This window comes from Inquilinus sp. KBS0705, from assembly GCA_005938025.2.
Taxonomy (GTDB): domain Bacteria; phylum Bacteroidota; class Bacteroidia; order Sphingobacteriales; family Sphingobacteriaceae; genus Mucilaginibacter.
Map to the genome: position 1 here is coordinate 1738069 of VCCI02000001.1, position 24301 is coordinate 1762369.

A 24301-nucleotide genomic window follows, 5' to 3' on the forward strand; every position below is an offset into this window, starting at 1 on the left:
CTGATTTCTTAATTATAATACTGTGTTTTAATTTATTTAATTGAGTTGCCGTAGCCTACCACCAATACCGATAGTATAATGGTAGCTATACCGGCAATAACCGTGTACTTTGCTTTTTTGCTCACGCCTTTCCATTCGTTTAATAATAAACCCCAGGTGTTGGCAATTAGTATAATAAAGGCCATGTGCAGTATCCACGAACTGGCCCCATTACCCATTTTGCTTTCGCCCATGCCGTAAAAAAAGAACTGTAAAAACCAGGTTGTACCTGCAAGTGCACAAAATAAGTAGTTTTTTAATAATGGCTTCTGCTTATCGGTATAGTTGCCAAATGTTTTATTACGGGCATTTAAAATCATGCACCATATAAAATTGGTGGTTAAACCTCCCCATAAAATAACAATATAGGTTACGTTGTTTTGAAACAGGAAATTCCCCTGCCCCGGATGAGCAGCTTTCCAGGTTTCGTTGGCTGTATCGGCCATTACTTTACCGGCTTCGATACCGAAATTGAAGCAAGCGCTTAATACGCCCGATACGATGGCTACAAATATGCCCAAGCCAAAACGATAATCTTTATTATCTGCTTCAGCTGTGCGGTTTTTGGCCAGGTCCTGCTCTTTAAGTGTGCCCGCCTTACCACAAATAATAATGCCAATTACACAAATAACAATACCCAGCAACACCATTTGCCCCCAATGGCTGTGCAGCAGCATGCTAAAGGTATCTTTACCCGCCTTAGGGAAAAAGTTATAATACACCGATGGGATGATAGAACCAAAAACAGCGCACAAGCCCAATATAATGGTACTGCCTAATGATACACCCAGGTACCTTACGCCAAGCCCATAGGTTAGGCCGCCAATCCCCCATAGCAACCCAAAAAAGTAAGTTAGCGCCAATATTTGCCCGTTGGTGGTTTTTATGATATCGGCAAAGTGCGGAATGGTTAGCCAGGCCGCCACCGGTGGTACAATAAGCCACGAAAATAAGCCGCCTACAATCCAAAAACTTTCCCAGGCCCAGCCCTTTACTTTTTTATAGGGAATATAAAAACTGCCCGAAGCAAAGCCACCAATAAAGTGGAAGATAACGCCAAAAATAATTTCCATTGTTAGGTTTAATTAGCAGGAAAACGAATATACAATTCTATTTATATAAGCACCACTTTACATGGCATTGTTACAAAAAACAAATGCCCGGTTTCCCGGGCACTCATATTATCAACTACTTAACTCTCTCTCTTGCTTATATGTAACGGTTAATTACATTTTCTAAATACTCTTGTTTACCGCTTATGGTAGCAGGCTCGCCATTGTTAATAGCGTATTGGCGCAGGTCTTCCAGTGTTAACTTGCCGTTTTCATAATCTTTACCGGCACCGCTATCAAATGAGGCATATCTATCGGCCCTTATTTTGTTATAGTCTGATTTTTGCAGAATGTTATCAGCAGTAATTAACGCCCTTGCAAATACATCCATACCACCAATGTGCGAGTAGAACAGATCAGCACGATCAGTAGAGTTACGGCGTATTTTAGCATCAAAGTTGATACCACCGCCCTGGAAGCCGCCGGCCGCTAAAATGATAAGCATATACTCCGTTACTTCGTTCACATCATTCGGGAACTGGTCGGTATCCCATCCGTTTTGCAAATCGCCGCGGTTAGCATCTATCGATCCTAATAAACCGGCATCGGCAGCTACCTGCAGCTCGTGCTGGAAGGTATGGCCCGCCAAAGTAGCGTGGTTAACCTCCAGGTTTAATTTAAAGTCATTTATCAGATCGTACTTTTGTAAAAAGCCTAACACTGTGGCTGCATCATAATCGTACTGGTGCTTGGTTGGTTCGCATGGTTTTGGCTCGATAAAGAATGTGCCCTTAAAGCCATTTTTGCGCGCGTAATCTTTAGCCGTATGCAGGAATTTAGCCAAATGCTCCTGCTCGCGTTTCATATTTGTGTTTAGTAACGACATGTAACCCTCGCGACCGCCCCAAAACACATAGTTTTCGCCACCAAGGGCAATTGTAGCATCTAAAGCCGCTTTAACCTGTGCACCGGCGTGTGCCAGTACATGAAAATCCGGGTTGGTTGAAGCGCCGTTCATATACCGGCGGTGACTAAACAGGTTGGCTGTGCCCCATAGCAGTTTTACGCCGCTTGCAGCTTGCTTTTCTTTAGCATAATCAACCAATGCATGTAAACGGCGGTCGTTTTCTTTAACATCGTTGCCATAATCAACAACATCTACATCATGGAAGCAGTAGTAGCCTAAGCCCAGCTTGGTGATAAACTCAAACGCGGCATCCATTTTATCCTTGGCACGTTCAACAGCATCAGCTTTCTCATCCCATGGAAAAAGGTGGGTTGGCCCACCAAACGGATCGGCGCCGCTACCCACAAACGAGTGCCAGTAAGCCACCGCAAAACGCAGATGGTCGCGCATGGTTTTGCCTGCTACAACCTTATCGGCATCGTACCAGCGGTACGCCAATGGGTTATCGCTTTGCAAACCCTCGTATTTAATTGCCCCTATTCCTTTAAAAAATTCCTTTTCGCCTGTAATGATATTCGACATGATGTATTAGTATTTAATTGTTTTGTATTATTTTTTTGATAGTTGGTTTTCTAATAAAGCTTTCCATTCCTGGTATACGGGTTCAACATTTTGACCGGACGGCTCAACTAATTGTACGGGTTCAAACTGTGTAAACGCTTCTGATGCATCCTTATAAATATTTGCGCCTATACCCGCGCCAATAGCCGCGCCTACACTGCCATCGTTTTGATATAATTCAACCGGTACGCCTGTAAAATCGGCGAAGCTTTGTGCAAATAATTCGCTCAAAAACAAATTGGCCTTGCCTGCGCGTATAATAGAGGGCGACATGCCATTTTCGCGCATAATGTCCAGCCCATACCTAAACGCGCTGGCAATACCCTCCTGCGCCGCACGGAAAATGTGCGCAGGGGTGTGTAAATTCAAATCGATATTGTGGATATGCGCACCTATTTGCTTGTTGTTAAGCATCCGTTCGGCACCGTTACCAAAAGGCAATATTTGCAGGCCATCGCTACCCAGCGGCGCTTTCAGTGCTTCCTGATTCATTTGTTTATAACTTAACGATGAGCCATAGATGCTTTTTATCCAGCGGTATAGGCTGCCTGTACCATTAATACAAAGTAATACGCCCAAGTGCTTATCGTTGGTAGCATAGTTAACATGGGCAAAGGTATTTACGCGCGATTGCTTATCGTAGGTTAACTTATCGCTAACACCATATATAACGCCTGACGTGCCTGCCGTTGCAGCTACTTCGCCGGGTTTAAGCACGTTTAAAGACAATGCATTGTTAGGCTGATCGCCGGCCTTATAAGTTACCGGGATGCCTACTTTTAATTTAAGGCTTTGTGCTACCTGTGCCGATACCTGCCCATGTTGAGAAAAAACAGGCTTTATTTGCGGGAACAGATGTTTATCAAACTGATAATAATTTAATACATCGGCCGAAAAGCTGTCTGTAACAAAATCATAAAACACGCCCTCGGATAAAGAAGATACAGAACAACTGATGTCGCCGGTAAGCTTCATGGCAATGAAATCGCCGGGCAGCATTACTTTATATATTTGTTTATAAACCTCAGGCTCGTTAGCTTTTACCCAGGCCAGTTTTGAGGCTGTAAAATTACCGGGAGAATTGAGTAAGTGCGATAAACTTTGCTCCTGGCCTATGGTTTCAAACGCCTTGTTGCCTATTTCAACCGCACGGCTATCGCACCAAATAATGCTATCGCGCAGGGCTTTGCCTTGTTGGTTAACCAATACCAGGCCATGCATTTGATAGGCTATACCTATTGCAGATATATCGTGCGGGTTATAGCTTTTTGTGGCATGGCAAAGTTGTATGGCATTTTGTGCCTGATCCCACCACATATCCGGCGATTGCTCGGCCCAGCCCGACTGTAATGACTTAATAGGCGATTCGCTATCCGGGTATTGCGCGGTTGCCACCAGTTTTTGCGAACCAGAGTCAACAACGGATACTTTAACCGACGAAGTACCGATATCGATACCCAACAATAACATACTTATAAAAGATTAGATTTTTTAACTGGTTTAAGAGAAGGCTAAATTAAACATCTTTTAAAAAAAAGCAATCGATTGTTAAAATTTATTTTTACATATTTGTGCACCGCCATGACACCTAAAAAAAGAACTACTATTTACGATATTGCTGCAAAATTAAACATTGCGCCATCGTCTGTATCAAGGGCTTTAAGCAACAGCGGCACGGTAAAGGAGTCGACCCGGAAGCTGATATTAAAAACAGCAGAAGAGCTGAATTACAAAATGAATACCCTTGCATCAAACCTCCGCAAGGGCAAAAGCAAAACCATTGGCGTAGTGGTGCCGCGCATTAACCAAAACTTTTTTGCCAATGTAATTGCCGGTATAGAAGAAGCCAGCTACATACAAGGGTACAACCTTATTATTTGCCAAAGCAACGAATCGTACGACAAAGAGGTGCAGTGTGTAAACACCTTAATAAACCAGCATGTAGATTGTATTGTGATATCAATATCGGTTGAAACCACCGATTACAAACACCTGCAAAACATTGTTGACCACCGGATTGAATTAATACAGTTTGACCGCGTAACCGACGAACTGGAAACCTTAAAAGTAATAAACGATAACCAGCAGGCATCATACGAAGCAGTAGACCATTTAATTACAGAAGGATACAAACGCATAGCCCTGCTGGAAGGCCCGCAAAACCTAAACATATTTAAACAGCGTAAACAAGGTTACCTGGATGCATTGCGAAAAAACAATATAGCGATAGCAGAAGATATTATACTGGCCAACGCCTGGACCAAAGAATTAGGCGCGGATGCCACACGCAGACTTTTAAACTTACCCAACCCACCCGACGCGATATTTGCATCCACGTCAGATTTTTCGGCGCTGGGTGTGTTAGAAGTAGCCACTGCGATGCATATTAAGGTACCCGCGCAGCTGGGGGTATGCGGCTATTCAAACGAAGATTTTACAGAGATCACCAGCCCATCCATTACCACTATAGATCAGTTTAGCATATACATGGGCAAAACCATAGCCAACCTGTATTTTGATGAAATGAAAAATACAGATGTATCGGTTGTGCCTAAAACCATCAGCATAAAACCAAAGCTTATCGTACGGTCGTCTACATTAAAAAGCATAGGTTAAGCAATAATTATATTGGCTGTTAACGTAATAAAGCACAGTTTTTCACAATCGATTGCGGTATACGCTATATATATAAATAAAAAAGGGCTATCTGTTAATTTTAACAGATAGCCCTTTTTATTAGCTAAGTAATATTACTCTGCCTGGAATACCGGCGTAGCATTAGCTTGTTTCTTTTTACCCTTCATGTAAATATTAAGCAGTGTAAACGCCACTACCAATATAATAGGAATAATAAGGGTTAATTGTAGTACTTCGGGGCCGGCAAGGCTTTTAGCTTTATCAAGCGCCTCGCCGGTAGCGGTTGCACCGGCAGGCAGGTGTTTAGCCACCAGTTCGTCGTAGTGCTTGCCCATGAAAATACCGTATATAGATACAGCAAACATACCGGCCCCACCTACAAGGTTTAAGCCAAGTGCGCCCGATTTAGGTATGTATTCGGCAACAAAACCTATCATAGTAGGCCAAAAGTAACATACCCCCATTCCAAATATAAGCGCCGCAAAAAATATAGAGTTACCTGTAAGCGTGCTTAACAAATACAAGCCTATGGTAGCTACAATAGACGATATTAACAACACACCCTGCGGCGAAAACCTATGTACTATAGGCCCCGCAAAACCACGGCCTACAACCATTACACCGGTTGTAAGCGTTAGTATCAGTATGGCGTTGCTGGTAACATTCTTTAATAAAACATCTATCCACTGGCCGGTAAATAATTCGGTGATGGCTGTACCAAACATGCAGATAAACATAAATCCAAATAGCCAGGTAAAAGTACCTTTATACATATCTTTTGTAGAATAGCCTGATGCTACACGCTCGGTAACCGGGAATTGCAGCGTAGAAAACAGGTAACCGTAAATAAGCGTTGGAATGATCATTAAGCCAACCTGTACCTGCCAGCTCACATTAATATAATTTAGTCCAAGTACCAGCAACGTACCTATTACAATACCACCAGGGAACCATAAATGGAAGTGGTTTAATTTGGTGGTTTTATTATCTGTAAACAGCGATGCCACCAATGGGTTACAGGCAGCCTCGACGGTACCGTTACCTATACCTATTAGTAAAGTTGATATAAAGAGCGTCCAATAGCCGGTTGCAAATACGGTTAATAATATGCCTGCCAAATGAAAAACAAAAGCCAGCACCAGCAACTTTTTCATGCCTATAACATCAACTATAAAGCCACCTATAATAATAGCTAAAGGGAAGCCCCAAAATGCAGCGGCTGTTATAACGCCCAATTGCTCAGTATTTAAATTAAAATCGGTGCCAAGCTTGTTCATGATGCCGGCCCTTATACCAAATGATAACGAGGTGACCAGCAATGCTAAACAGCTTGCTACAAATAGTTTGTTACGTTCAATAGTAGTACTCATGGTTTATTTAGGTTTAAGTGTTTATGTAAAGCAATAGCCCAACTATCAGGTTGAGCATGGTTATAAAAATATTATAAATATGTAAGCCCGGTTAAGGCGACAAAAAATAAGCTTTAATGCTAAATAAATATTTGTTTTATCAGCTTCAAAAGCCGTTAATAATAATTGGCGGTACCAATATCTAAATAAAACATGATAATTTATAATACTATCGTAGCCTATTTTAACTGTAACAATGTTATAACAAGGCTTTTATTTATACTTGTTGTAGTATATATGTTTTAGTTTACAACCTAATACCTTATATTTATTGCGTTAAAAACACACAATGAAAATTGTGCCGCTAAAAACCAATTAGTAAAACCTATAAAATTTATTTATGCGATTGAAATTTACCTTGCTACCTGCGCTTTGCATACTGCTTTTCAGCTTTTTTAGCAGCGCACCGGTTAAGCCGCGGGTTTTGGTCTTCACCAAAACATCGGGTTACCACCATGCCTCTATTGCAGCAGGCTCGGCCGCCATTATTAAACTGGGCGCCGAAAACAACTTTTTAGTTGATACTACATCTGATGCCTCTAAAATTACCGAGAGTAACCTGAGCAAATATTCGGCAGTGGTATTTTTACAAACTACCGGCTACATGCTTGACAATTACCAACAGGCCGACCTAGAACGCTACATGCAGGCAGGTGGTAATTTTGTTGGTGTACACGCTGCAGCCGATGCAGAGTACGATTGGAAATGGTATGGCCGCCTTGTTGGCGCTTACTTTTTAAGCCACCCTGCTATACAGGAAGCTAAATTTAACGTGGTTGATAAAAACCACCCTTCTACCCGTTCGTTACCTGATACCTGGATACGTACCGACGAACTATATAACTACAAAGAGATATCAAAAGATATCCATGTATTAATAAAGATAGACGAGAGTAGCTATAAAGGTGGTGCTAACGGTGCCAATCACCCTATGGCCTGGTACCATAACTTCGAGAACGGTCGTTCGTTTTATACTGAGATGGGCCATACCGATGAGTCGTACAGCGACCCTGCTTATTTAAAGCACCTGTTAGGCGGTATACAATATGCCATTGGCGATAACAAGAAACTAAACTATGCTAAGGCAACTACCGTACGTGTGCCCGAAGCAAACCGTTTTGCTAAAACCCAATTATTAACAGGTAGCCTGTTTGAGCCTACCGAAATGGCCGTATTACCTAACCTTGATATATTGGTAGCACAGCGCCGCGGCGAGATAATGCTGTTTAAAAACAGCACCAAAACAATTAAGCAAGCCGATTTATTGGATGTTTACTGGAAAACACATACCAAAGGTGTAAATGCCGAAGAAGGTGTGTTAGGCTTACAGCTTGACCCTGATTTTAAAAACAACCATTACGTATACATATATTATAGCCCTGCAGATACATCGGTAAACCGCTTATCGCGTTTTACTATGACAGGTGATACTATTGACAATAAAACAGAGAAGGTTGTATTACAACTTTACTCTCAGCGCGAAATATGCTGCCATACCGGTGGTTCAATAGCGTTCGGCCCTGATCGTATGTTGTTCCTTTCAACAGGTGATAACAGTACGCCATTTGATGAGCCGGGTAAAAGGAAAATAAACACTCACGCGTTTGCTCCGTTAGATGATCGGCCTGAGTTTTTAAACCATGATGCAAGGCGTTCGGCAGGTAACACCAACGATTTACGCGGGAAGATATTAAGGATAAAAATGAAGGAAGATGGAACTTATTCTATCCCTGAAGGCAACTTATTTAAACCGGGTACCGAAAAAACCAGACCCGAGATATACGTAATGGGCGACCGTAACCCTTACCGTATTGCGGTAGATCAGAAAAACAGCTGGTTATATTGGGGCGAGGTTGGGCCCGATGCGCAAAACGATAGTTTAGACACCCGCGGCCCGCGTGGCTACGACGAGTTTAACCAGGCCCGCAAAGCGGGTATGTTTGGCTGGCCGTATTTTATTGCCAACAACATTCCGTACCACGAGTATGATTATGAAACAGGCATCAGCGGCCCGGCGTTCGACCCTATGCACCCTGTAAATAACTCAAAAAATAATACAGGCTTAAGGGATCTGCCACCGGCACAACCGGCGCTTATTTATTATCCTTATGCTGCGTCGGATGTGTTCCCGCAAGTAGGTACAGGTGGCCGTAATGCTATGGCAGGGCCTATTTACCATACTGATATGTTCCCGAAAGCTACACGTATGCCAGATTATTTTGATAATAAAGTAATATTTTACGATTGGATACGCGGCTTTATTAAACTGTTGACCCTACAGCCAAACGGTGACCTTGATAAAATGGAGCCATTTATGGCAGGCACCAAATTCAATAACCCAATTGATATGGAAACCGGCCCTGATGGTAAAATTTATGTATTAGAGTATGGTAGCGGCTGGTTTGCTAAAAACAAAGATGCCGGCATAGCACGTTTAGATTATAATACAGGTAACCGCGCACCTGAAGTTAAAAACATTACCGCAAGCAAAGCATATGGTAAATTACCGTTACCTGTTGTGTTTACAGTAGATGCTACCGACCCTGAGAAAAACAAAATGACCTACGGTTGGGATTTAGGCAATGGCGCTAAAAGAGTAACTACCCTGCCTAAACTTACTTATACTTATACCAAAAAAGGCAACTACAACGTATCTGTTGAGGTAAAAGACGACCAGGGAGCTTCTTCAAAAAGCAAAACTATTAGCATTTTAGCAGGTCAGGATTCACCTGATATGAAAGCTAAATTGGCCAAGTTAAATGCTAACAAAGCAGGTATGGCCTTAGTAATGTCTATGGATTGCAAAGCTTGCCATAAGGTAAACGAAAAATCGGTTGGTCCGTCGTTTACTGATGTAGCAAAAAAATACCCTGCTAATGCAGCATCAACAGCTCATTTAAGCAAAAAAATTGTTACAGGTGGCCATGGTGTATGGGGCGATGTAGATATGCCTGCACATCCATCTTTAAAAGCTGCTGATACAAAAGCCATCATTAACTGGATATACTCACTTAAATAATAATAATCTGTTATTTTTGCAGCGGATATGGCCCAAACGCCATATCCGCTTTATTTTTTACCATGAAAAAACTATCTACACTTTTATTATTGCTGGCATTTTTTTGCTCAGCTTCAGCTCAATCGTTATCTAATTTATCAGGCAAGGTTGTCAATGTACAATCGCAGCCTGTAGCTGGTGCAACAGTGAGTTTGCTAAATACCAATTACAATGCCGCCACTAACGCAAGCGGTACATTTACATTCAACAGAGTAGCTGCAGGTAAGTACATTTTGCACATAAGCAGCGTTGGCTTTGCTACTATAAACCAAACCGTAACCGTTGGTCAGGATCAAAACATCACTATACAGCTAAAAGATGCAGCCACCAGCCTTGATGAAGTGGTTGTAACCGCCCAAAAGCGCGAAGAAGAGGTACAAAATGTACCTATCAGTATATCTACCCTATCGGCTAAACAGGTTCAGGACTATCGTGTATGGAATTTAAAGGATATTACTGCAATCGTACCTAACTTGTACTCAGCCAATCCGGGTGATAACCGTAACGTTACCGGTGTGCGTGGTATAGCCACAACATCGTACGACCCTGCGATTGCTACGTATATTGATGGAGTTAACCAATTTGGCTTAGATACCTACATCCCCCAGTTGTTTGATGTGGAGCGTGTAGAAGTATTACGCGGCCCACAGGGTACGCTTTATGGCCGTAACGCCATGGGTGGTGTAATAAATATAGTAACCAAACAGCCAACTAATCAAACTACCGGCTTTGCCGAGGTGAATTTTGGCAACTACGGCCAGCAGCGTTATAGCCTTGGCTTGCGCACACCATTGGTAAAAGACAAATTATATTTAGGTGTGGCAGGGTTATACAACGGCTTTGACGGGTTTTATACCAATACCTTTAACAATACTAAGCTGGATAAACAACATTCGTTTATGGGTAATTATTACCTGAAATACTTAGCTACAGAGGATTTCTCGCTAACGCTGAATGTAAAAAACTACGCTAACCGCAATAATGGCCCGTTCGCGCTATCAAGCTCGCCGGGCGATGCGATATCCTCACCATTTGAGGTAAATCAAAACGCCACCACCAAAATGATAGATAATATATTTAACGCATCATTAGCGGCAAATTACAGTGGAAGCAATGTAAACTTCACTTCGGTAAGTACCTATCAAAAAAATTACCGCTATTACACGGTGCCAATTGATGGTGACTTTTCGCCTATAGATGCGGTAACTGTAGTAAATAATTATGGCCCTAAATTTAATAAGGTTGAAGTAGCTACGCAGGAGTTCAGGTTCTCCTCTCCTGCTTCGGCAAGCAATTTAAAATGGACGGCAGGCTTATACGGCTTTTACCGTTACAGCCCAACCAAATCGGGCACCCACTTTGGCGCAGATGCGGCCGCGGTAGGTTCACCTTTAACTGATTTTACCAGTATTAACAGTAATATTGAACACAGTTATGGCACAGCTGTATTTGGCCAACTGGTTTACACTATCGACCCAAAATGGGACCTAACAGCCGGATTGCGTTATGACTACGAGCATAAAAAAGAAATGGTTAGAGGCGAATTTCAGCCCGATGGTGCAGACCCTATTACTACACAAAACGATACATCGTCTACCGCAAGTTTTAAAGCCTTTACACCAAAGCTTAGTATAGCCTACCATGCATCGGAAAATAACAACCTGTATGCGTCTTACAGTCGTGGTTTTAGGGCCGGAGGCATTAGTCAGCTGGGTTCTGATCCTTCTTCGCCGCCATTACGGGCCTACAAACCAGAGTATAGCAATAATTACGAGGTAGGTTCAAAAAACCAGTTTTTTAATAACCGTTTACGCTTTAACTTATCGTTATTCTACATTTTAGTGAACGATGCACAGGTGCCTACTTTAATTTTACCCGATGCCATTACTGTGACTAAAAACGCCGGTAAGCTTAGCAGCAAAGGCGCTGAGGCCGAAATTGCCGCTACCGTGTTAAAAGGCTTAGATATATCGTACAGTTTTGGCTATACACATGCCCGTTATACCGATTTACAAGTTCCAAACAATGGTGCAGTAGTTAATTTAAAAGGCAACCATCAGGTATATACGCCTGATGTAACATCAATGCTTGCCCTGCAATATGGCTACGCCTTAGATAATGCACAAACCAGGCTGATAGCACGCGGCGAATGGCGCTACCTTGGTAAGCAATACTTTGATTTGGCTAACCAAATAGAACAAAAAGGCTATAGCGTGTTTAATGCCCGTTTAGGAGTAAGCACTAAAAGATACGATGTTTTTGTATGGGGAAGTAACCTTAGTAATAAGCATTATATTGATTATGCTTACGATTTTGGCGCGTCGCACCTGGGTAACCCTAAAACATATGGTGTAACTTTACGCACAAACTTTTAATTGCAACAAATAAATAGCCTATAAAACAGGCGATTATAAGTGATGATTAAAAAATGAAATGATTTTTGTAATTCCGGCTGCAATTTTACATATTTGCAACCTCGAAAATAGCAAATATTTTCAGCGCCTATAGCTCAGTTGGTTAGAGTAGAAGACTCATAATCTTTTGGTCCCTGGTTCGAGCCCAGGTGGGCGCACAAATGATAGAAAATATCATTTATTTCACCCTCTAAGTCATTGATTTAGAGGGTTTTTTAATTTTTAACGATCCTTCTCAGTACTTATAAATACACCCTTTAGAACACCTATCCGGCACCCTGAAACTTGTTTTTAGATTTGGGGGCCACGAAAGAGATAAGGTAGAACTATTCTGCACAAAAGTAAACAATGATTTGTTTAAGAGAACGATTATTTTATTTATTAACTTTTGTTCTCTACATTTGATGTAATCAATAGGTTTTAACATCCTTTTGTGCATTATTATGAACATTGGCGACAAGATTACTGCATTACGTAAGGCAAAAAAGATCTCACAAGCAGACCTGGCTAAAGAGGCCGGGGTGTCCCGTGAGATTATCGGGCGCTATGAACGCAACGAGGTTTCACCCTCTGTTGACGTGGCTAAAAAGATTGCGGATGCTTTAGAGGTATCTTTGGATTATTTGGCTGGCGGTAGTGATAAAGCCGCTTTTGATAAGCAGACCTTAAAGCTTATTGATGAAATTGAAGAACTGGAACCATCGACTAAAGATAAGCTCATATTCCTGGCTAATGCCATTATCAGGGATGCTAAAACTGGTAAGGCTTACGCTCATTAATAGAAAAGCCCGGCTGTTTCTGGCCGAGCTGTGAGTTATAGTTGGAAGCTTAATTTAAGCTGCGGCAGCGGAATATTCTATTTATAAAGATCCTTAATAAAACATTCAACAACAGATTTGTAGTCATATGATTCACTCACTTTATTAACCAAAAATGGAATATCTTTTTTAGCATACCAAAAACCTTTATTAACGCCAGCTAATAATCTTTCCGTCACCAAACTTTTAAAATTATCTAAAGACAAGTGCTCCTGCTCTGAAAATTCATATTCGATTTTAGCAGTTCTACCTTTAATTAAAGGATGGTATCCCCAAAAATTAGCCCAGCCAACTTTACGTATTTCTTTTACTTTACGTTTATATCCTTGAGAATCTAATATAATCGAATTGACAAATATGTGAAATAAAGATACAGATGCTTGCTCAGGTCCTTTAGATTGCGCATAAATATTTTTATCATTTTCAAATAATTGAATTATTGGATACTGCATAATTTTATAAGTTTTAAGGAACAAGATCACCTCCGGTTCCTATTGTAAATGCTTTGAACCATGTTGGGGTGCCATACCACAGTTGTCCTAATGCACTTGCTCCTTCAACTCCTTTGTAAGTTTGTCCATGGCCTAACATCATGTGAGTAGCTTGATCAGCAAATAATTTAATATTCCAAGGTTGATTTGCAACCGCCTCTAATCCATATTGCTTAGCAATTTTTTGAGAAATCGCCCAATGATGTTTGACTCCTTCATAACCTGCTTTATTCATCCATTTACTTGTGGCACTCCACGAATGGGAACCTAATTTCCAGGCTCCTTTGCCAATCCCCTTTGCTATTGACTCTACTAAAAAAACATCACTAACAGCTAATGCGATGTGAAATGCACCTGACCAATATCGACCATTTTGTATATCATCTATTCCCGCTCTACCGTCTCCCCAAATTGGAATGAAACTTTCTACGAACCCAGGCTGGCCAACCCCCCCTCCCTGATTAGCATTCTTATAGGCTACTCCAATTTTACCAGTCTTTTATTTCCGCTCTGCTCCGGTAACCCGCTTACCGTCTCGCACGATAAGGTACTTTTAACAAGTACGTTTAAGGCACTAATGTACATATCTGATTTTTATTTTTTCAATTGCTCTTCTTTTCAGTTGAAAGAAAAAGCACCTGGTTAAGCCGATCATCTGTTACCGCAAAGGTAGCCCCCGAAGCCAGGGCAGTAAAGGGACTTTCGAATTCATTTGCATCGCACCCTGGTCCAGGCCATCTTTTCCAATCTGTTCCGCCGAAGGTATCTCCGGTAAATGATGATAACGATCCACGTATTTTTTGACCTCAGCTAAACTTTTCAACGGGTAAACTGATGAAAAAACATAATCCGGGACCGGTATATTGATATCCACTTTAACTTCACTTGAATGTATCGTCCCGTTAACGGTCAGTCTTTGATCGGGGTTGACCGTCCCTATCCCGACGTTCCCATTTTTATCTATCGTCATCCGGCTTGTACCAACGGCCGTCGAATTATTGGCAGCGGTATAAAAACTCAGCATCGTCGTGGCATTGGATAGTCCGCTGCCGCCGCCAATACACAGCTCGCTGACCGTTGCACTGCAGGTGCCCATGAGCATGCCTATCGGCAGATCCGCGTTATTGTAATGAGGGAAAACGATGCGCCCGCCTTTGCTGGTCGCGTCGGTTAACGTACTGAGGGCATTATCGGCACCTACCATCAACCCGTTGTTCCCATCTTGTATTGACAAACTGCAATTAGCCGTCATGCAAGCGGATGATTATCGGCATTATGAACATTCTGACCCAAAATACAAGGAGGCAGATGAACAAAGACAAGCCTATTGGCGGGACATTTATCAAAAGTTAATACGTTATAATTAGGATGATGAAACAGTTGTTTAAATTTAGAACTTCCAGTCGGGCTCCGCAAATGCGGAGCCCGATTTTTCGCCCCGCATTTTGTAGTTGAATTTTAAATAGGCGCAAAATGCGGGGCGCTTTTTGAGGCGCGAAACCGCGAACAGAGGTTCGCCGCATCTGCGTTGATCATGCTCGAAATACTAAATTTAATCTTTATGTTTCTTAGCTGCTTCCCTGTGTCGAAGGTCTCAACTGTGACTGGTCAGCCCTGTTTAAGTATTCCGGTATCCTGCCAATACTTCGCTTAGCTTTTCAATTGTTATTCTTCTCCATCATTTGCTTGTGAACGCTGATGATAAGTAAAACCCCTAAAAACACAAGGGCAAAGCCAATGACATGGACCCATCTGAACCGTTCGCCTAACAATAGATAAGACAAAACTAAAGCACTTATTGGCATAACACCCATGAAAGTGGCGGCCGTACTGCCTTCTACCTGCTGAACTCCTTTATACCAAAGTACAGAGCCAAGCCCCATTGTACCTGCACCGTAAAGCGCAAGATAGACCCAGCTTTTTACAGTCACGGCTGAAATTGTAAAATCGTGAAACTGCCAGATCATAAAAGGAATAAAACCAATAAAGCCAATAATTGCGGAAAAAGCTGCAATATCTTCAGGGGGATAATCTTTTGTGAGCGCTTTACCCATCAGTGTATAACCCGCCTCGCAGCAGATTGCGGCGACAACCAATATGACACCTAATAACTCATGTTTGCCCTTGTGTTCTCCATTATTACTAAGTTGCAACACTACGACCCCACCCACAGCTAAAACAATCGCAAAACCTTTCTTCCAGTTAAATTCATCTTTGAAAAACAAGACTGATAAAACAGCGGTAAGCGCGGGCGTCGCACTCATAATCACGCTGCCGGTTACACCTGAGATCATTTGCATTCCAAAAAGCATGAATGCTGTAAAGCCTAAAACTCCTACCACACTGATCCCGATCAGCAGCCACGCGTCCTTACCTTTGTATTTCTTTATACTTGAAAATTTAACAAATGGCATCAGTACCAAAAAAGCGAGTAAAACACGGAATCCACCCGCTACAAATACGGGAAAGTCTTTTGTGACCAGTTTACTCAGCGGAGTGGCGCTTCCGAAGATCGCCATGCCCAACAGAAGCATTAAATATGTTTTGAAATTCTTCATTCGTCGATTATCTCTTTACTAAACTGACAATCTAACGTTTTATATGTTTCTATTTAGTTAACAATAGCTTAAATGCCATTGTTGAGTCCTCCCCTTGTTTACAATCGAAAAGAGCAACTGAATATTCCCGGCTTTTATCCGGATTGGGCAAAACCTACGTACCAAACCATTAGGGTGTTGCTGCTTGCTTTTGTGCTGTTCGTTGCCTTTCTAACTCACTAATAGCTATGATGTGACTTTGAGGGATATTAATCAGTTGCTAATCGACTCGGCATTGGCTACTCCAATAATAGAGGCGGAAGCCAAGCCTTATGTTTACAAACCAGCTTAGATGATTACCAGGTACTACAGCGCATAGTAAGGACAGCCTTATATTAGCTGAACTGAAGTGCTTAATCCCGCTGTAACAAATTTAGGTTTAAGCACCGTCATTATAAGATCGGCAAATTCGTTATCGGTCGATACGCAAAGCGTTGACCTGGCCGGTTTAACAAAACCATTAAGAAAAACTGATGTTGTAAAATTACAACAATGGCTCAGAAGCATTACCAATCACCTGAATTGACACTGACCGTCCGATAATCCTGTAAAATGAAAGAACTACATGTTGCCAACCATAAACTTAATGAATTACAGGCAACATCGATCTGTGGTAATGATATCAGTTCTTCCTGTCTTTATGTATCCGCGCTGACCATTGCTTATGCCGGGCAATATGCCTGGATATCGCTTTTGATTGTTGCGCTGGTTTTATTTCTTTTTCGCCGAATTTACGGTGAAGTAGTTGGTGCCTTGCCATTGAACGGCGGAGCCTACAATGTACTGCTAAACACGGCATCGAAACGTACAGCTTCTTTTGCCGCCTGCTTAACTATTCTATCCTACATGGCTACGGCGGTAATCTCTGCTTATGAGGCGATGTTTTATTTTCATGACATCGTTCATTCCCTGCCACTCATCCCGGCAACAATAATGATCCTTTTAATTTTTATGATGCTCGCCATAATCGGTATTGGCGAGTCTGCATTAGTCGCCGTGATCATTTTTATAACGCATTTAGCTTCTTTGAGCTTGTTGGTGTTAACCTGTTGCTGGTTTCTTTTTAACAATGGCTTAGCCATCTTTCAGGCTAATTGGGTTATGCCTGTAACATCCGGTGGATTAATAACGGCGTTGTTTCTCGGTTTTTCTGCAGCCATGCTGGGAATATCCGGTTTTGAAAGCTCAGCCAATTTTGTCGAGGAGCAACAGGAAGGCGTTTTTACAAAAACACTGCGCAATATGTGGTGGGTCGTTAGTTTCTTCAATCCGGTTATCGCCTTGCTCGCCCTTAGCATTATCCCGATGGTTTCCATTAATAACCACCGGGAGTCGCTGCTTTCTTTTATGGGGCAAACTGCGGGTGGTGGCTGGTTAAGCTATATTATCTCTATTGACGCCGTTTTGGTTTTAAGCGGGGCAGTTTTAACCTCTTATGTGGGTGTCACAGGGCTTGCAGAACGCATTACGTTGGACAGGATACTCCCAAACTTTTTTTTGGCTAAAAATCGAAGAGGCGTAAACTACCGCATCGTCATCGGCTTTTTTCTCCTCTGTGTATCTATCCTGCTGGTAACAAAAGGGAACTTAGCCAACCTGGCCGGGGTTTACACCTTTTCATTTTTACTGGTAATGGCGCTGTTCGGTGTAGGTAATTTATTGCTTAAAGTTAAAAGAAGCAAACTTCCCCGGCTGGAATATGCACCTGTCATTTCCGTGGTCATCGCTATAGCTTTTGTTATTGCGGCTTTCTTGGGTAATATCGAACTTAACCTGCTATCATTTTACGTATTTATTCAATACCTGGTACCTGCAATGCTATTCATTCTGATTATGCTGAATCGGGCGCGGATACTCAGGTGGCTAATTTATTCGGTCAAGCATGTAAGTGTTCCGCTGCGAAACCTGGTCTTAAAGAATTTTCGTCTCCACCGCTCTCTGGTAAAACTCAATGCGCAGGAACTGGTATTTTTTACCCGTGGCGATAATGTTTCGATCTTAAACAGGGTAATGATCTATGTGGAAGAAAATGAATCGACCATGCGGCTAAAGATCGTGCATATTATCAACAGTCTAAGTAATAACGAAAGTTTAAAAAAAGATATAGAAGTGCTGGACAGGGCTTACCCCGACATAGATATTGAGTTTGTAGAGATTGAAGGCAAATTTGGCCCGGATATCATCGATGAACTTTCCCAGAAATGGGAAATTCCAAAAAATTTCATGTTCATTGGTGCTCCCAGCGACAAATTTCCTTACCACGTTTCAGAATTGGGAGGCGTCAGGCTCATTATGTAATCGAAATAACATGGATATTCAAAAAGCTTATCAATTAGTTTCACAGAAACTGGCAACGTGGATGCACGATATGATCAAATTGCTGCCAAACATTATACTGTCGGCTATCGTGCTTGTCATTGGCTTCTTTATCGCAAAACTGATCAGAAAGACAGCAGCAAAATTAGTGAAAAGGATATCACAACATGCGGCGCTAAACAATCTGCTCGTATCAATCATCTATGTCACTTTTATTGGTCTCACTATCTTTACGGTATTGAGTATATTACACCTGGATACGGCGGTGACATCTGTTTTGGCTGGTGCCGGTATCCTTGGCCTGGCGCTTGCTTTTGCCTTTCAGGATATAGCTGCTAATTTCATTTCCGGAATATTCATTTCATTTCGCAGCCCAATCCAGGTGGGTGATATTGTTAAGATCAAAGATTACATGGGTAAAGTTGAGGAGATTAATTTGCGCGACACGGTAATTCGTACTTTTCAGGGCCAAATGGTTATCATTCCCAACAAAGATGTTTTTCAAAATCCAATAGAAAACTTTACCCTGTTAGGCAAAAGAAGAATGGATCTTTCTGTAGGCATCTCATACGGCGATGATCTTGAAAAGGTTAAACAAGTCACTCTGCGGGCGGTGCAGGGCATCAAGAGTCTTTCACCCGATGATGAGATCACGCTTTTTTATACCGAATTTGGTGATAGTTCCATCAACTATGTGATCAGGCTATGGGTCGGCACGACTGAGCAGAGGGATTTTCTAGACGTCAAAAGCCAGGCCATCATGCGTATTAAAAAGGCCTATGATGAAAATGATATTATGATACCTTTCCCTATACGTACGATGGATTTCGGGATAAAGGGAGAAACACCTTTGGCAGAAATGCTTAAGGGCTAATAATAAGAGTAAGTAAAGAAATCTCTGAATTTATTGTGTATTTTCTGGAATAAATTTGCATTTACAAGTTCATTTCCGTATATTGATCATACTCCAATGAATGGCTATCTGATCATTCGCCAATATTTAACCACTAATTATGATTCTTATGAAAAATCAAATAAAAAATATCCTTGTACCCGTTGACCTTTCCAAAACCTCATTGAATGCTTTAAATACCGGCATTCAAATGGCAAAGCGGCAAAAAGCTCAATTGCATCTATTATACGTGCAAGACCTTATGGATTATTATCCTAAAATGGGCCGATTAACAACGTTGCAACCCATAATGGAAGACAGTTGGGAACGGAACCGTAAATTACTTAAAAAAATCGTTCAATCAATCAGATACAGTCATGAAGTCAATTGCAGCTTAGAAATTGTTGCTGGTTATAAAAGTGTGATAATTGCCGAAAAAGCCAAAGAATTACAAATAGATGTTATCGTTATAGGAACGGAACCTGATCTCTCTGAACAATCTTACCTGATTGATAGTCTGCCATATAAGCTGTTGCAAAACACGATAAGCCATGTACTGATCGTTCCAGCTAATAAAGAAGTGAATGCCTTCGATCGTATCATCTTTCCGGTAATGAGTCAGGAAAATCCGATCGCAAAACTGCAGCTCTCTAAAAGCATTATAGAAAAGAACAATGCGGTTGTAACTGTTGTAGGTATAGTAAAGCAACAGGATCTGACGCTATTAAAATCCATAAGAGATCTTTCAGAACGTATTAAACGCAGTCTCAAAATGTTAGCCGAATCAGTTACCAGGCGTTCTGTTTATACGTTAGAATCCGCTAAAGAGATATCCGACCTTTCGACGGTAGAAAAAGCGAAGTTGATCGTCTTAAGTGGTGATACCAATCGAACTTTAAAAGAGTTCTTTTTCGGTAGCTTCATCCAGCGTATGATTCGTAATACGGAAACAGCAGTACTGTTTGTCAAAGGCGGAAACTATGCAGAGAAACAATCATCAGAAACTTTAAAGTTGGCTTATGTCAACATCTCGAAATTAAACCATTACGCCTTATAAACGTCCAATGTCATATGTCTACTAACCGTAAAAGCAGTTTCTTTCCTTTTGTTGTAACATTCATATCAATGTTTTATTTCTCTGCTGTTGTTGCCCAAACTACAGCAGCAAGCGACCGTATCTGCGGCAACTGGGAAAATCAAGAGAAAACACTTCGTATCAAGGTATTTAAGGAAAATAATGATTTCAAAGCAAAGATCATTTGGTTTAGCGATACCGAAGGCAAGCCAATGAACTACTGGAAGGATAAGCGTAATCCTGATCCCAAATTACGCAACCGTACCATCTTAGGCATGAGTATTTTAAGAAATTTAAATTACAATCCAAGCAAAGGCACGTGGGAAAACGGGAAGGTATATGATTCCAAACATGGAAAAGAATGGAACGCCTCTGCGGCCATTGATAAAGGAGACTACTTAAAAGTAAGGGGTTATTGGCACTTTAAGTGGATCGGAAAGACGATGACTTTCCACCGTATTCCATGAATTTTCCGCAAAAAATACTTTCCCGGATTTCGGGAAAAGCATTTTAGTTTTATTTTAAAATGTTAACGAACAACACTGTTTCTTTTATTTTCAGTATCCAAATCAATATAAAAAAATATTGATCCGAAAAGCAATATGACACCGCCCATATAAGCCGGAATTTTCACAGACCAATTTCCATTCAAGGTGGTAATTGAGGCGGATCCACCGCTGTCGTCGGGATTTTCGTGCTGTTTGTAAAATACGTTACCACAAATTACGAGTAGTAGACCGGCTGCGATCATGAATATGCTTAACTTTTTCATAAAGATAGTTTTTATAACCTACAGGGACAGCGGAAGTTTTGCAGAGAAAAACGGGCGCTAAGAGAGAGGATATTCATAAGACAACTAACACCTGCATTTGTTTACAGATTTTTAAAATGATTTGCTTCATTATAAAATAAGTGTTTATCTCCGTGTCTGCAAACAATTTGCTTAAAAGTAGGGTATTATAATAAGGCTTTCAATTCCGGTATAATTATTCTTAATTATTCATCACATCAGAGGCAATAAACGCCTTTAAGCATGGTCGAGAACTCCGTTCATGCAGCCATAGACAGGATAAAAGCAGTATTGGATACCATGCTAAGGAAATTTAGCCATTCAAAATAAAACGCGATGCTATGAACAAAGTTGGATTGATTGTGATCACCGCTGCTGTTGCAGGACTGGTGAGCTTCTCTACTTTTAAAATAATGGGGTCTTCCAATGCGGCGGCTGATAATCCAGCCGATACGGGAGCCCAATCCATTTACTTTGCCAAAACTCCGGTGGGCGGCCGGTCGACTGCAAATACCCCGGAATTTACGCAGGCAGCAGCACTTGTTACCCGGTCCATTGTTCACATTAAAGTAAAGTTAAATAGAGAAGCAGGCAATGATCTGTACGATCCCTACTATGGGTCTCAGCAACCTGCGTCGCAGGTTATGGCTTCAGGTTCAGGTGTTATCTTTAGTAAAGACGGTTACATCGTAACCAATAACCACGTAGTAGAAGGGGCTACGCAGATAGAGGTGATCTTAACTGACAAACGGATTTTCCCCGCAAAACTGATCGGACGCGACCCGAATACCGACCTGGCAGTTATCCGGATTGCCACTAATGATCTTCAACCCATCGGTATCGGCAACTCAGATAACGTACAGATTGGCGAATGGGTCTTAGCTGCGGGATATCCGTTTTCACTTAACACAACGGTGACCGCGGGCATTGTGAGCGCCAAAGAAAGAAGTATCGGCATCATTGGTAAGCCGGAAAGCGGCCAACCTGCCACAGCTTCGGCCATGAGTTCGGCTGTTGAAGCTTACATTCAAACCGATGCAGCTATCAACCCCGGCAACAGCGGCGGCGCTTTAGTAAATACCAATGGCCAGCTCATCGGTATCAATGCGGCCATTGCTTCACAAACCGGGAGTTACGAAGGCTACGGTTTTGCTATTCCGGTTAATCTGGCAAAAAAAATCGTGGACGACCTGATCAAATATGGCACGGTAAAACGCGGTTTATTGGGCGTAAGTTTTCCGTCACCCGCTACTGAAGATCAGTTCATGATAAGGCAAGGTATTAAACCAGGTAGCGTACAGGGCGCTTATGTGACTGATGTGCAGGTTAACAGTGCCGCTGCAGCAGGCGGCTTGAAACCGGGTGATATCATCCAGCAGATCGATGATGCGAAAATCGAATCATCCGTCGAATTATCCGAAAGGATTGCCAGGCACAATCCGGGCGATGAGCTTAGCCTTTCAGTAAAACGCGGAGATCAAACGATCACTACAACCGTTACGCTGAAGTCGCAGGAAGCAGCGCCAGAGGCTAGAAAAGCTGCTGATCTTCCTGCGTTATCATTACAGTTGGGCGCCACGTTTGCACCCTTGAGCGATGCTTTTAAACAGCATTACCGCATGACCACCGGTTTGGCCGTGACGGGCGTTGACCCCGAAGGTCTTTTTGCACAAATCGGCATTCAACGGGGCGCAATCATTTTAAGTATCAACGGCAGCCGTATTAACAGCGTCAACGATATGGCCGCAGCTTTCAAAGTAGCAGGCAATGGTATCCTCCGTTTTGAATGTGTCACGCCGGACGGCTCCCGTATTGTTTTTAATTTATCACTTGGCGCTTAATTAACTTCTGGATATATAATGACTTATTTCAGGCGGACAAGCACGAAGACTTTATCTTCCCAGAACCATTAAGGGCATTAATAGTTAAAGAAGTGTTTAAAATAGTTTATTCCGGGTCACTAACACCAGGTAGATATCGGAATTTAAATCAGAAATAATGCCTGACTACCGGATCGGAGTTGCGCGTCTTGACCTTCCTAAAAGCTTGGAATGGCTATAATTTGATAGAAATGAATAAAGTAAATGATTTCCTTCCACGCAGTGTATCAACACTGCTATTACTGTTCCTGATATTTGGAGGCCTGTATTTTTCAGCAGGGTTTTTAACTCCTATTGCGCTTGCGGGCATATTGGCTATGCTTTTCCTGCCCTTTAGCAGATGGATGGAGAAAAAAGGTGTTAACCGAACTGTGGCGGCGGTTATATGTGTGCTTACCCTTATTTTGGTAGTAACGGCGTTTCTTTTTCTTATAAGCTGGAGAGTTTCTAATTTGCAGACTAATCTGGATCAGATTGAACAACAATTCAATAAATATGTTGGGCAGGTACAAAATTTTGTTAATAATAGTTTTGGGGTATCAAAACAGCAACAGGATCAAATGCTGAAAAAGCAAGGATCATCCGGAGCAAGCGGTGCAGCAACCTATATAGCAGGGTTCGTCGCTACGTTGTTAAGCTCCGTGACTACTGCCGTTCTGTTACTAATTTATATATTTCTCTTTATTAATTCCCGGGCGCACTTTAAAAAGTTCCTGTTAAAATTGGTAAAGCCGGAAGATCAGGCAAATACAAAACATATCATTACGCAAACCACAGAAGTCGCTCAAAATTACGTTTCAGGACTTGCTAAAATGATTTTTTGCCTGTGGATAATGTATAGCATTGGTTTTTCCGTTGTAGGGGTTAACAATGCAATATTCTTTGCCATTCTTTGCGGAACATTAGAGATTATACCATTTGTAGGTAATATCACGGGCACAGGGCTTACCGTATTGATGGCATTGGCACAAGGCGGCGGTAGCAACATGGTAATTAGCGTATTGATCACTTATAGCCTGGTGCAGTTTATTCAAAGTTATATTCTGCAGCCGCTGGTTGTGGGTAAGGACGTAGATGTAAGCCCGCTGTTTACCATAATGGTGTTGGTTTTAGGTGAAGCAGTATGGGGCGTAGGTGGTATGATACTGGCTATTCCGGTCCTGGGAATGATAAAGATCGTTTGCGACCATGTTGAACCGTTAAAACCTTATGGCTACCTGATAGGAAATGGCGAGGATGGCAAAAAAGAAAAACCAGTGACCGAAAAAATAAAGTCCTGGTTCAAATAAGTGTAACGAATCAAAT

19 protein-coding genes and 1 tRNA gene are annotated in these 24301 nt (G+C 41.8%); 11 read left to right on the plus strand and 9 right to left on the minus strand.

The window, feature by feature from the left end; all coding sequences use genetic code 11:
• Positions 1-32 precede the first annotated feature (32 nt).
• The 3 genes from rhaT to FFF34_007670 form a co-directional block, all read right to left on the minus strand.
• Positions 33-1112: an L-rhamnose/proton symporter RhaT gene (rhaT, locus tag FFF34_007660; protein TSD67262.1), complete on the minus strand. Its 1080-nt coding sequence runs from the start codon at positions 1110-1112 to the stop codon at positions 33-35.
• 136 nt (positions 1113-1248) lie between these two features.
• Positions 1249-2580: a xylose isomerase gene (xylA, locus tag FFF34_007665; protein ID TSD67263.1), complete on the minus strand. Its 1332-nt coding sequence runs from the start codon at positions 2578-2580 to the stop codon at positions 1249-1251.
• A gap of 27 nt (positions 2581-2607) precedes the next feature.
• Positions 2608-4089 carry a carbohydrate kinase gene (locus tag FFF34_007670; GenBank protein TSD67264.1) on the minus strand — a complete coding sequence of 494 codons (1482 nt, stop codon included), beginning with the start codon at positions 4087-4089 and terminating at the stop codon, positions 2608-2610.
• A gap of 111 nt (positions 4090-4200) precedes the next feature.
• Between FFF34_007670 and FFF34_007675 the strand changes: the two genes are divergently transcribed.
• The gene (locus tag FFF34_007675) at positions 4201-5235 is read left to right on the plus strand and encodes a LacI family transcriptional regulator (protein TSD67265.1); all 1035 of its coding nucleotides are present in this window, start codon (positions 4201-4203) and stop codon (positions 5233-5235) included.
• Between the two features lie 134 nt (positions 5236-5369).
• Here the strand turns inward: FFF34_007675 and FFF34_007680 are convergent, their stop codons facing one another.
• The gene (locus tag FFF34_007680; protein ID TSD67266.1) at positions 5370-6626 is read right to left on the minus strand and encodes an MFS transporter; all 1257 of its coding nucleotides are present in this window, start codon (positions 6624-6626) and stop codon (positions 5370-5372) included.
• Between the two features lie 379 nt (positions 6627-7005).
• On the opposite strand from FFF34_007680, the gene FFF34_007685 reads away from it, so the two are divergent.
• From FFF34_007685 to FFF34_007700, 4 genes are all read left to right on the plus strand, one after another.
• Positions 7006-9684, plus strand: coding sequence for a PKD domain-containing protein (locus FFF34_007685; GenBank protein ID TSD67267.1), 2679 nt, complete (start codon positions 7006-7008; stop codon positions 9682-9684).
• Positions 9685-9746: 62 nt separating this feature from the next.
• The gene (locus tag FFF34_007690) at positions 9747-12098 is read left to right on the plus strand and encodes a TonB-dependent receptor (protein TSD67268.1); all 2352 of its coding nucleotides are present in this window, start codon (positions 9747-9749) and stop codon (positions 12096-12098) included.
• A 123-nt stretch (positions 12099-12221) separates the two neighbouring features.
• A tRNA-Met gene (locus FFF34_007695) sits at positions 12222-12298 on the plus strand.
• A gap of 282 nt (positions 12299-12580) precedes the next feature.
• Positions 12581-12916, plus strand: a complete 336-nt coding sequence (locus FFF34_007700) for a helix-turn-helix transcriptional regulator (protein ID TSD67269.1) — start codon at positions 12581-12583, stop codon at positions 12914-12916.
• Positions 12917-12993: 77 nt separating this feature from the next.
• Here the strand turns inward: FFF34_007700 and FFF34_007705 are convergent, their stop codons facing one another.
• The 4 genes from FFF34_007705 to FFF34_007720 all read right to left on the minus strand — a co-directional run bounded on the left by FFF34_007705 (position 12994) and on the right by FFF34_007720 (position 16004).
• The gene (locus FFF34_007705) at positions 12994-13407 is read right to left on the minus strand and encodes a hypothetical protein (protein TSD67270.1); all 414 of its coding nucleotides are present in this window, start codon (positions 13405-13407) and stop codon (positions 12994-12996) included.
• A gap of 13 nt (positions 13408-13420) precedes the next feature.
• The gene (locus FFF34_007710; GenBank protein TSD67271.1) at positions 13421-13681 is read right to left on the minus strand and encodes a hypothetical protein; all 261 of its coding nucleotides are present in this window, start codon (positions 13679-13681) and stop codon (positions 13421-13423) included.
• A gap of 423 nt (positions 13682-14104) precedes the next feature.
• The gene (locus tag FFF34_007715) at positions 14105-14650 is read right to left on the minus strand and encodes a hypothetical protein (protein TSD67272.1); all 546 of its coding nucleotides are present in this window, start codon (positions 14648-14650) and stop codon (positions 14105-14107) included.
• Positions 14651-15104: 454 nt separating this feature from the next.
• Positions 15105-16004, minus strand: coding sequence for a DMT family transporter (locus tag FFF34_007720; GenBank protein ID TSD67273.1), 900 nt, complete (start codon positions 16002-16004; stop codon positions 15105-15107).
• 591 nt (positions 16005-16595) lie between these two features.
• Between FFF34_007720 and FFF34_007725 the strand changes: the two genes are divergently transcribed.
• The 4 genes from FFF34_007725 (at position 16596) to FFF34_007740 (ending at position 20793) form a co-directional block, all read left to right on the plus strand.
• Positions 16596-18341 carry an APC family permease gene (locus tag FFF34_007725; GenBank protein TSD67274.1) on the plus strand — a complete coding sequence of 582 codons (1746 nt, stop codon included), beginning with the start codon at positions 16596-16598 and terminating at the stop codon, positions 18339-18341.
• Positions 18342-18351: 10 nt separating this feature from the next.
• The gene (locus FFF34_007730) at positions 18352-19233 is read left to right on the plus strand and encodes a mechanosensitive ion channel (GenBank protein ID TSD67275.1); all 882 of its coding nucleotides are present in this window, start codon (positions 18352-18354) and stop codon (positions 19231-19233) included.
• Positions 19234-19372: 139 nt separating this feature from the next.
• On the plus strand, positions 19373-20308 hold the full coding sequence (locus tag FFF34_007735; GenBank protein ID TSD67276.1) for a universal stress protein: 936 nt from the start codon (positions 19373-19375) through the stop codon (positions 20306-20308).
• A gap of 14 nt (positions 20309-20322) precedes the next feature.
• Positions 20323-20793, plus strand: coding sequence for a DUF2147 domain-containing protein (locus FFF34_007740; protein TSD67277.1), 471 nt, complete (start codon positions 20323-20325; stop codon positions 20791-20793).
• A gap of 62 nt (positions 20794-20855) precedes the next feature.
• Here FFF34_007740 and FFF34_007745 read toward each other — a convergent pair whose 3' ends face one another.
• On the minus strand, positions 20856-21098 hold the full coding sequence (locus tag FFF34_007745; GenBank protein ID TSD67278.1) for a hypothetical protein: 243 nt from the start codon (positions 21096-21098) through the stop codon (positions 20856-20858).
• Between the two features lie 359 nt (positions 21099-21457).
• Between FFF34_007745 and FFF34_007750 the strand changes: the two genes are divergently transcribed.
• Positions 21458-22957: a PDZ domain-containing protein gene (locus FFF34_007750; protein TSD67279.1), complete on the plus strand. Its 1500-nt coding sequence runs from the start codon at positions 21458-21460 to the stop codon at positions 22955-22957.
• Between the two features lie 230 nt (positions 22958-23187).
• On the plus strand, positions 23188-24285 hold the full coding sequence (locus FFF34_007755) for an AI-2E family transporter (protein ID TSD67280.1): 1098 nt from the start codon (positions 23188-23190) through the stop codon (positions 24283-24285).
• Positions 24286-24301: the final 16 nt, after the last annotated feature.

Excerpts from the sequence above, each read along its gene's own strand:
- rhaT (TSD67262.1), bottom strand. The coding sequence starts at position 1,112 with ATGGAAATTATTTTTGGCGTTATCTTCCACTTTATTGGTGGCTTTGCT.
- xylA (TSD67263.1), bottom strand. The coding sequence starts at position 2,580 with ATGTCGAATATCATTACAGGCGAAAAGGAATTTTTTAAAGGAATAGGG.
- FFF34_007670 (TSD67264.1), bottom strand. The coding sequence starts at position 4,089 with ATGTTATTGTTGGGTATCGATATCGGTACTTCGTCGGTTAAAGTATCC.
- FFF34_007675 (TSD67265.1), top strand. The coding sequence starts at position 4,201 with ATGACACCTAAAAAAAGAACTACTATTTACGATATTGCTGCAAAATTA.
- FFF34_007680 (TSD67266.1), bottom strand. The coding sequence starts at position 6,626 with ATGAGTACTACTATTGAACGTAACAAACTATTTGTAGCAAGCTGTTTA.
- FFF34_007685 (TSD67267.1), top strand. The coding sequence starts at position 7,006 with ATGCGATTGAAATTTACCTTGCTACCTGCGCTTTGCATACTGCTTTTC.
- FFF34_007690 (TSD67268.1), top strand. The coding sequence starts at position 9,747 with ATGAAAAAACTATCTACACTTTTATTATTGCTGGCATTTTTTTGCTCA.
- FFF34_007700 (TSD67269.1), top strand. The coding sequence starts at position 12,581 with ATGAACATTGGCGACAAGATTACTGCATTACGTAAGGCAAAAAAGATC.
- FFF34_007705 (TSD67270.1), bottom strand. The coding sequence starts at position 13,407 with ATGCAGTATCCAATAATTCAATTATTTGAAAATGATAAAAATATTTAT.
- FFF34_007710 (TSD67271.1), bottom strand. The coding sequence starts at position 13,681 with ATGAATAAAGCAGGTTATGAAGGAGTCAAACATCATTGGGCGATTTCT.
- FFF34_007715 (TSD67272.1), bottom strand. The coding sequence starts at position 14,650 with ATGGTAGGTGCCGATAATGCCCTCAGTACGTTAACCGACGCGACCAGC.
- FFF34_007720 (TSD67273.1), bottom strand. The coding sequence starts at position 16,004 with ATGAAGAATTTCAAAACATATTTAATGCTTCTGTTGGGCATGGCGATC.
- FFF34_007725 (TSD67274.1), top strand. The coding sequence starts at position 16,596 with ATGAAAGAACTACATGTTGCCAACCATAAACTTAATGAATTACAGGCA.
- FFF34_007730 (TSD67275.1), top strand. The coding sequence starts at position 18,352 with ATGGATATTCAAAAAGCTTATCAATTAGTTTCACAGAAACTGGCAACG.
- FFF34_007735 (TSD67276.1), top strand. The coding sequence starts at position 19,373 with ATGATTCTTATGAAAAATCAAATAAAAAATATCCTTGTACCCGTTGAC.
- FFF34_007740 (TSD67277.1), top strand. The coding sequence starts at position 20,323 with ATGTCTACTAACCGTAAAAGCAGTTTCTTTCCTTTTGTTGTAACATTC.
- FFF34_007745 (TSD67278.1), bottom strand. The coding sequence starts at position 21,098 with ATGAAAAAGTTAAGCATATTCATGATCGCAGCCGGTCTACTACTCGTA.
- FFF34_007750 (TSD67279.1), top strand. The coding sequence starts at position 21,458 with ATGAACAAAGTTGGATTGATTGTGATCACCGCTGCTGTTGCAGGACTG.
- FFF34_007755 (TSD67280.1), top strand. The coding sequence starts at position 23,188 with ATGAATAAAGTAAATGATTTCCTTCCACGCAGTGTATCAACACTGCTA.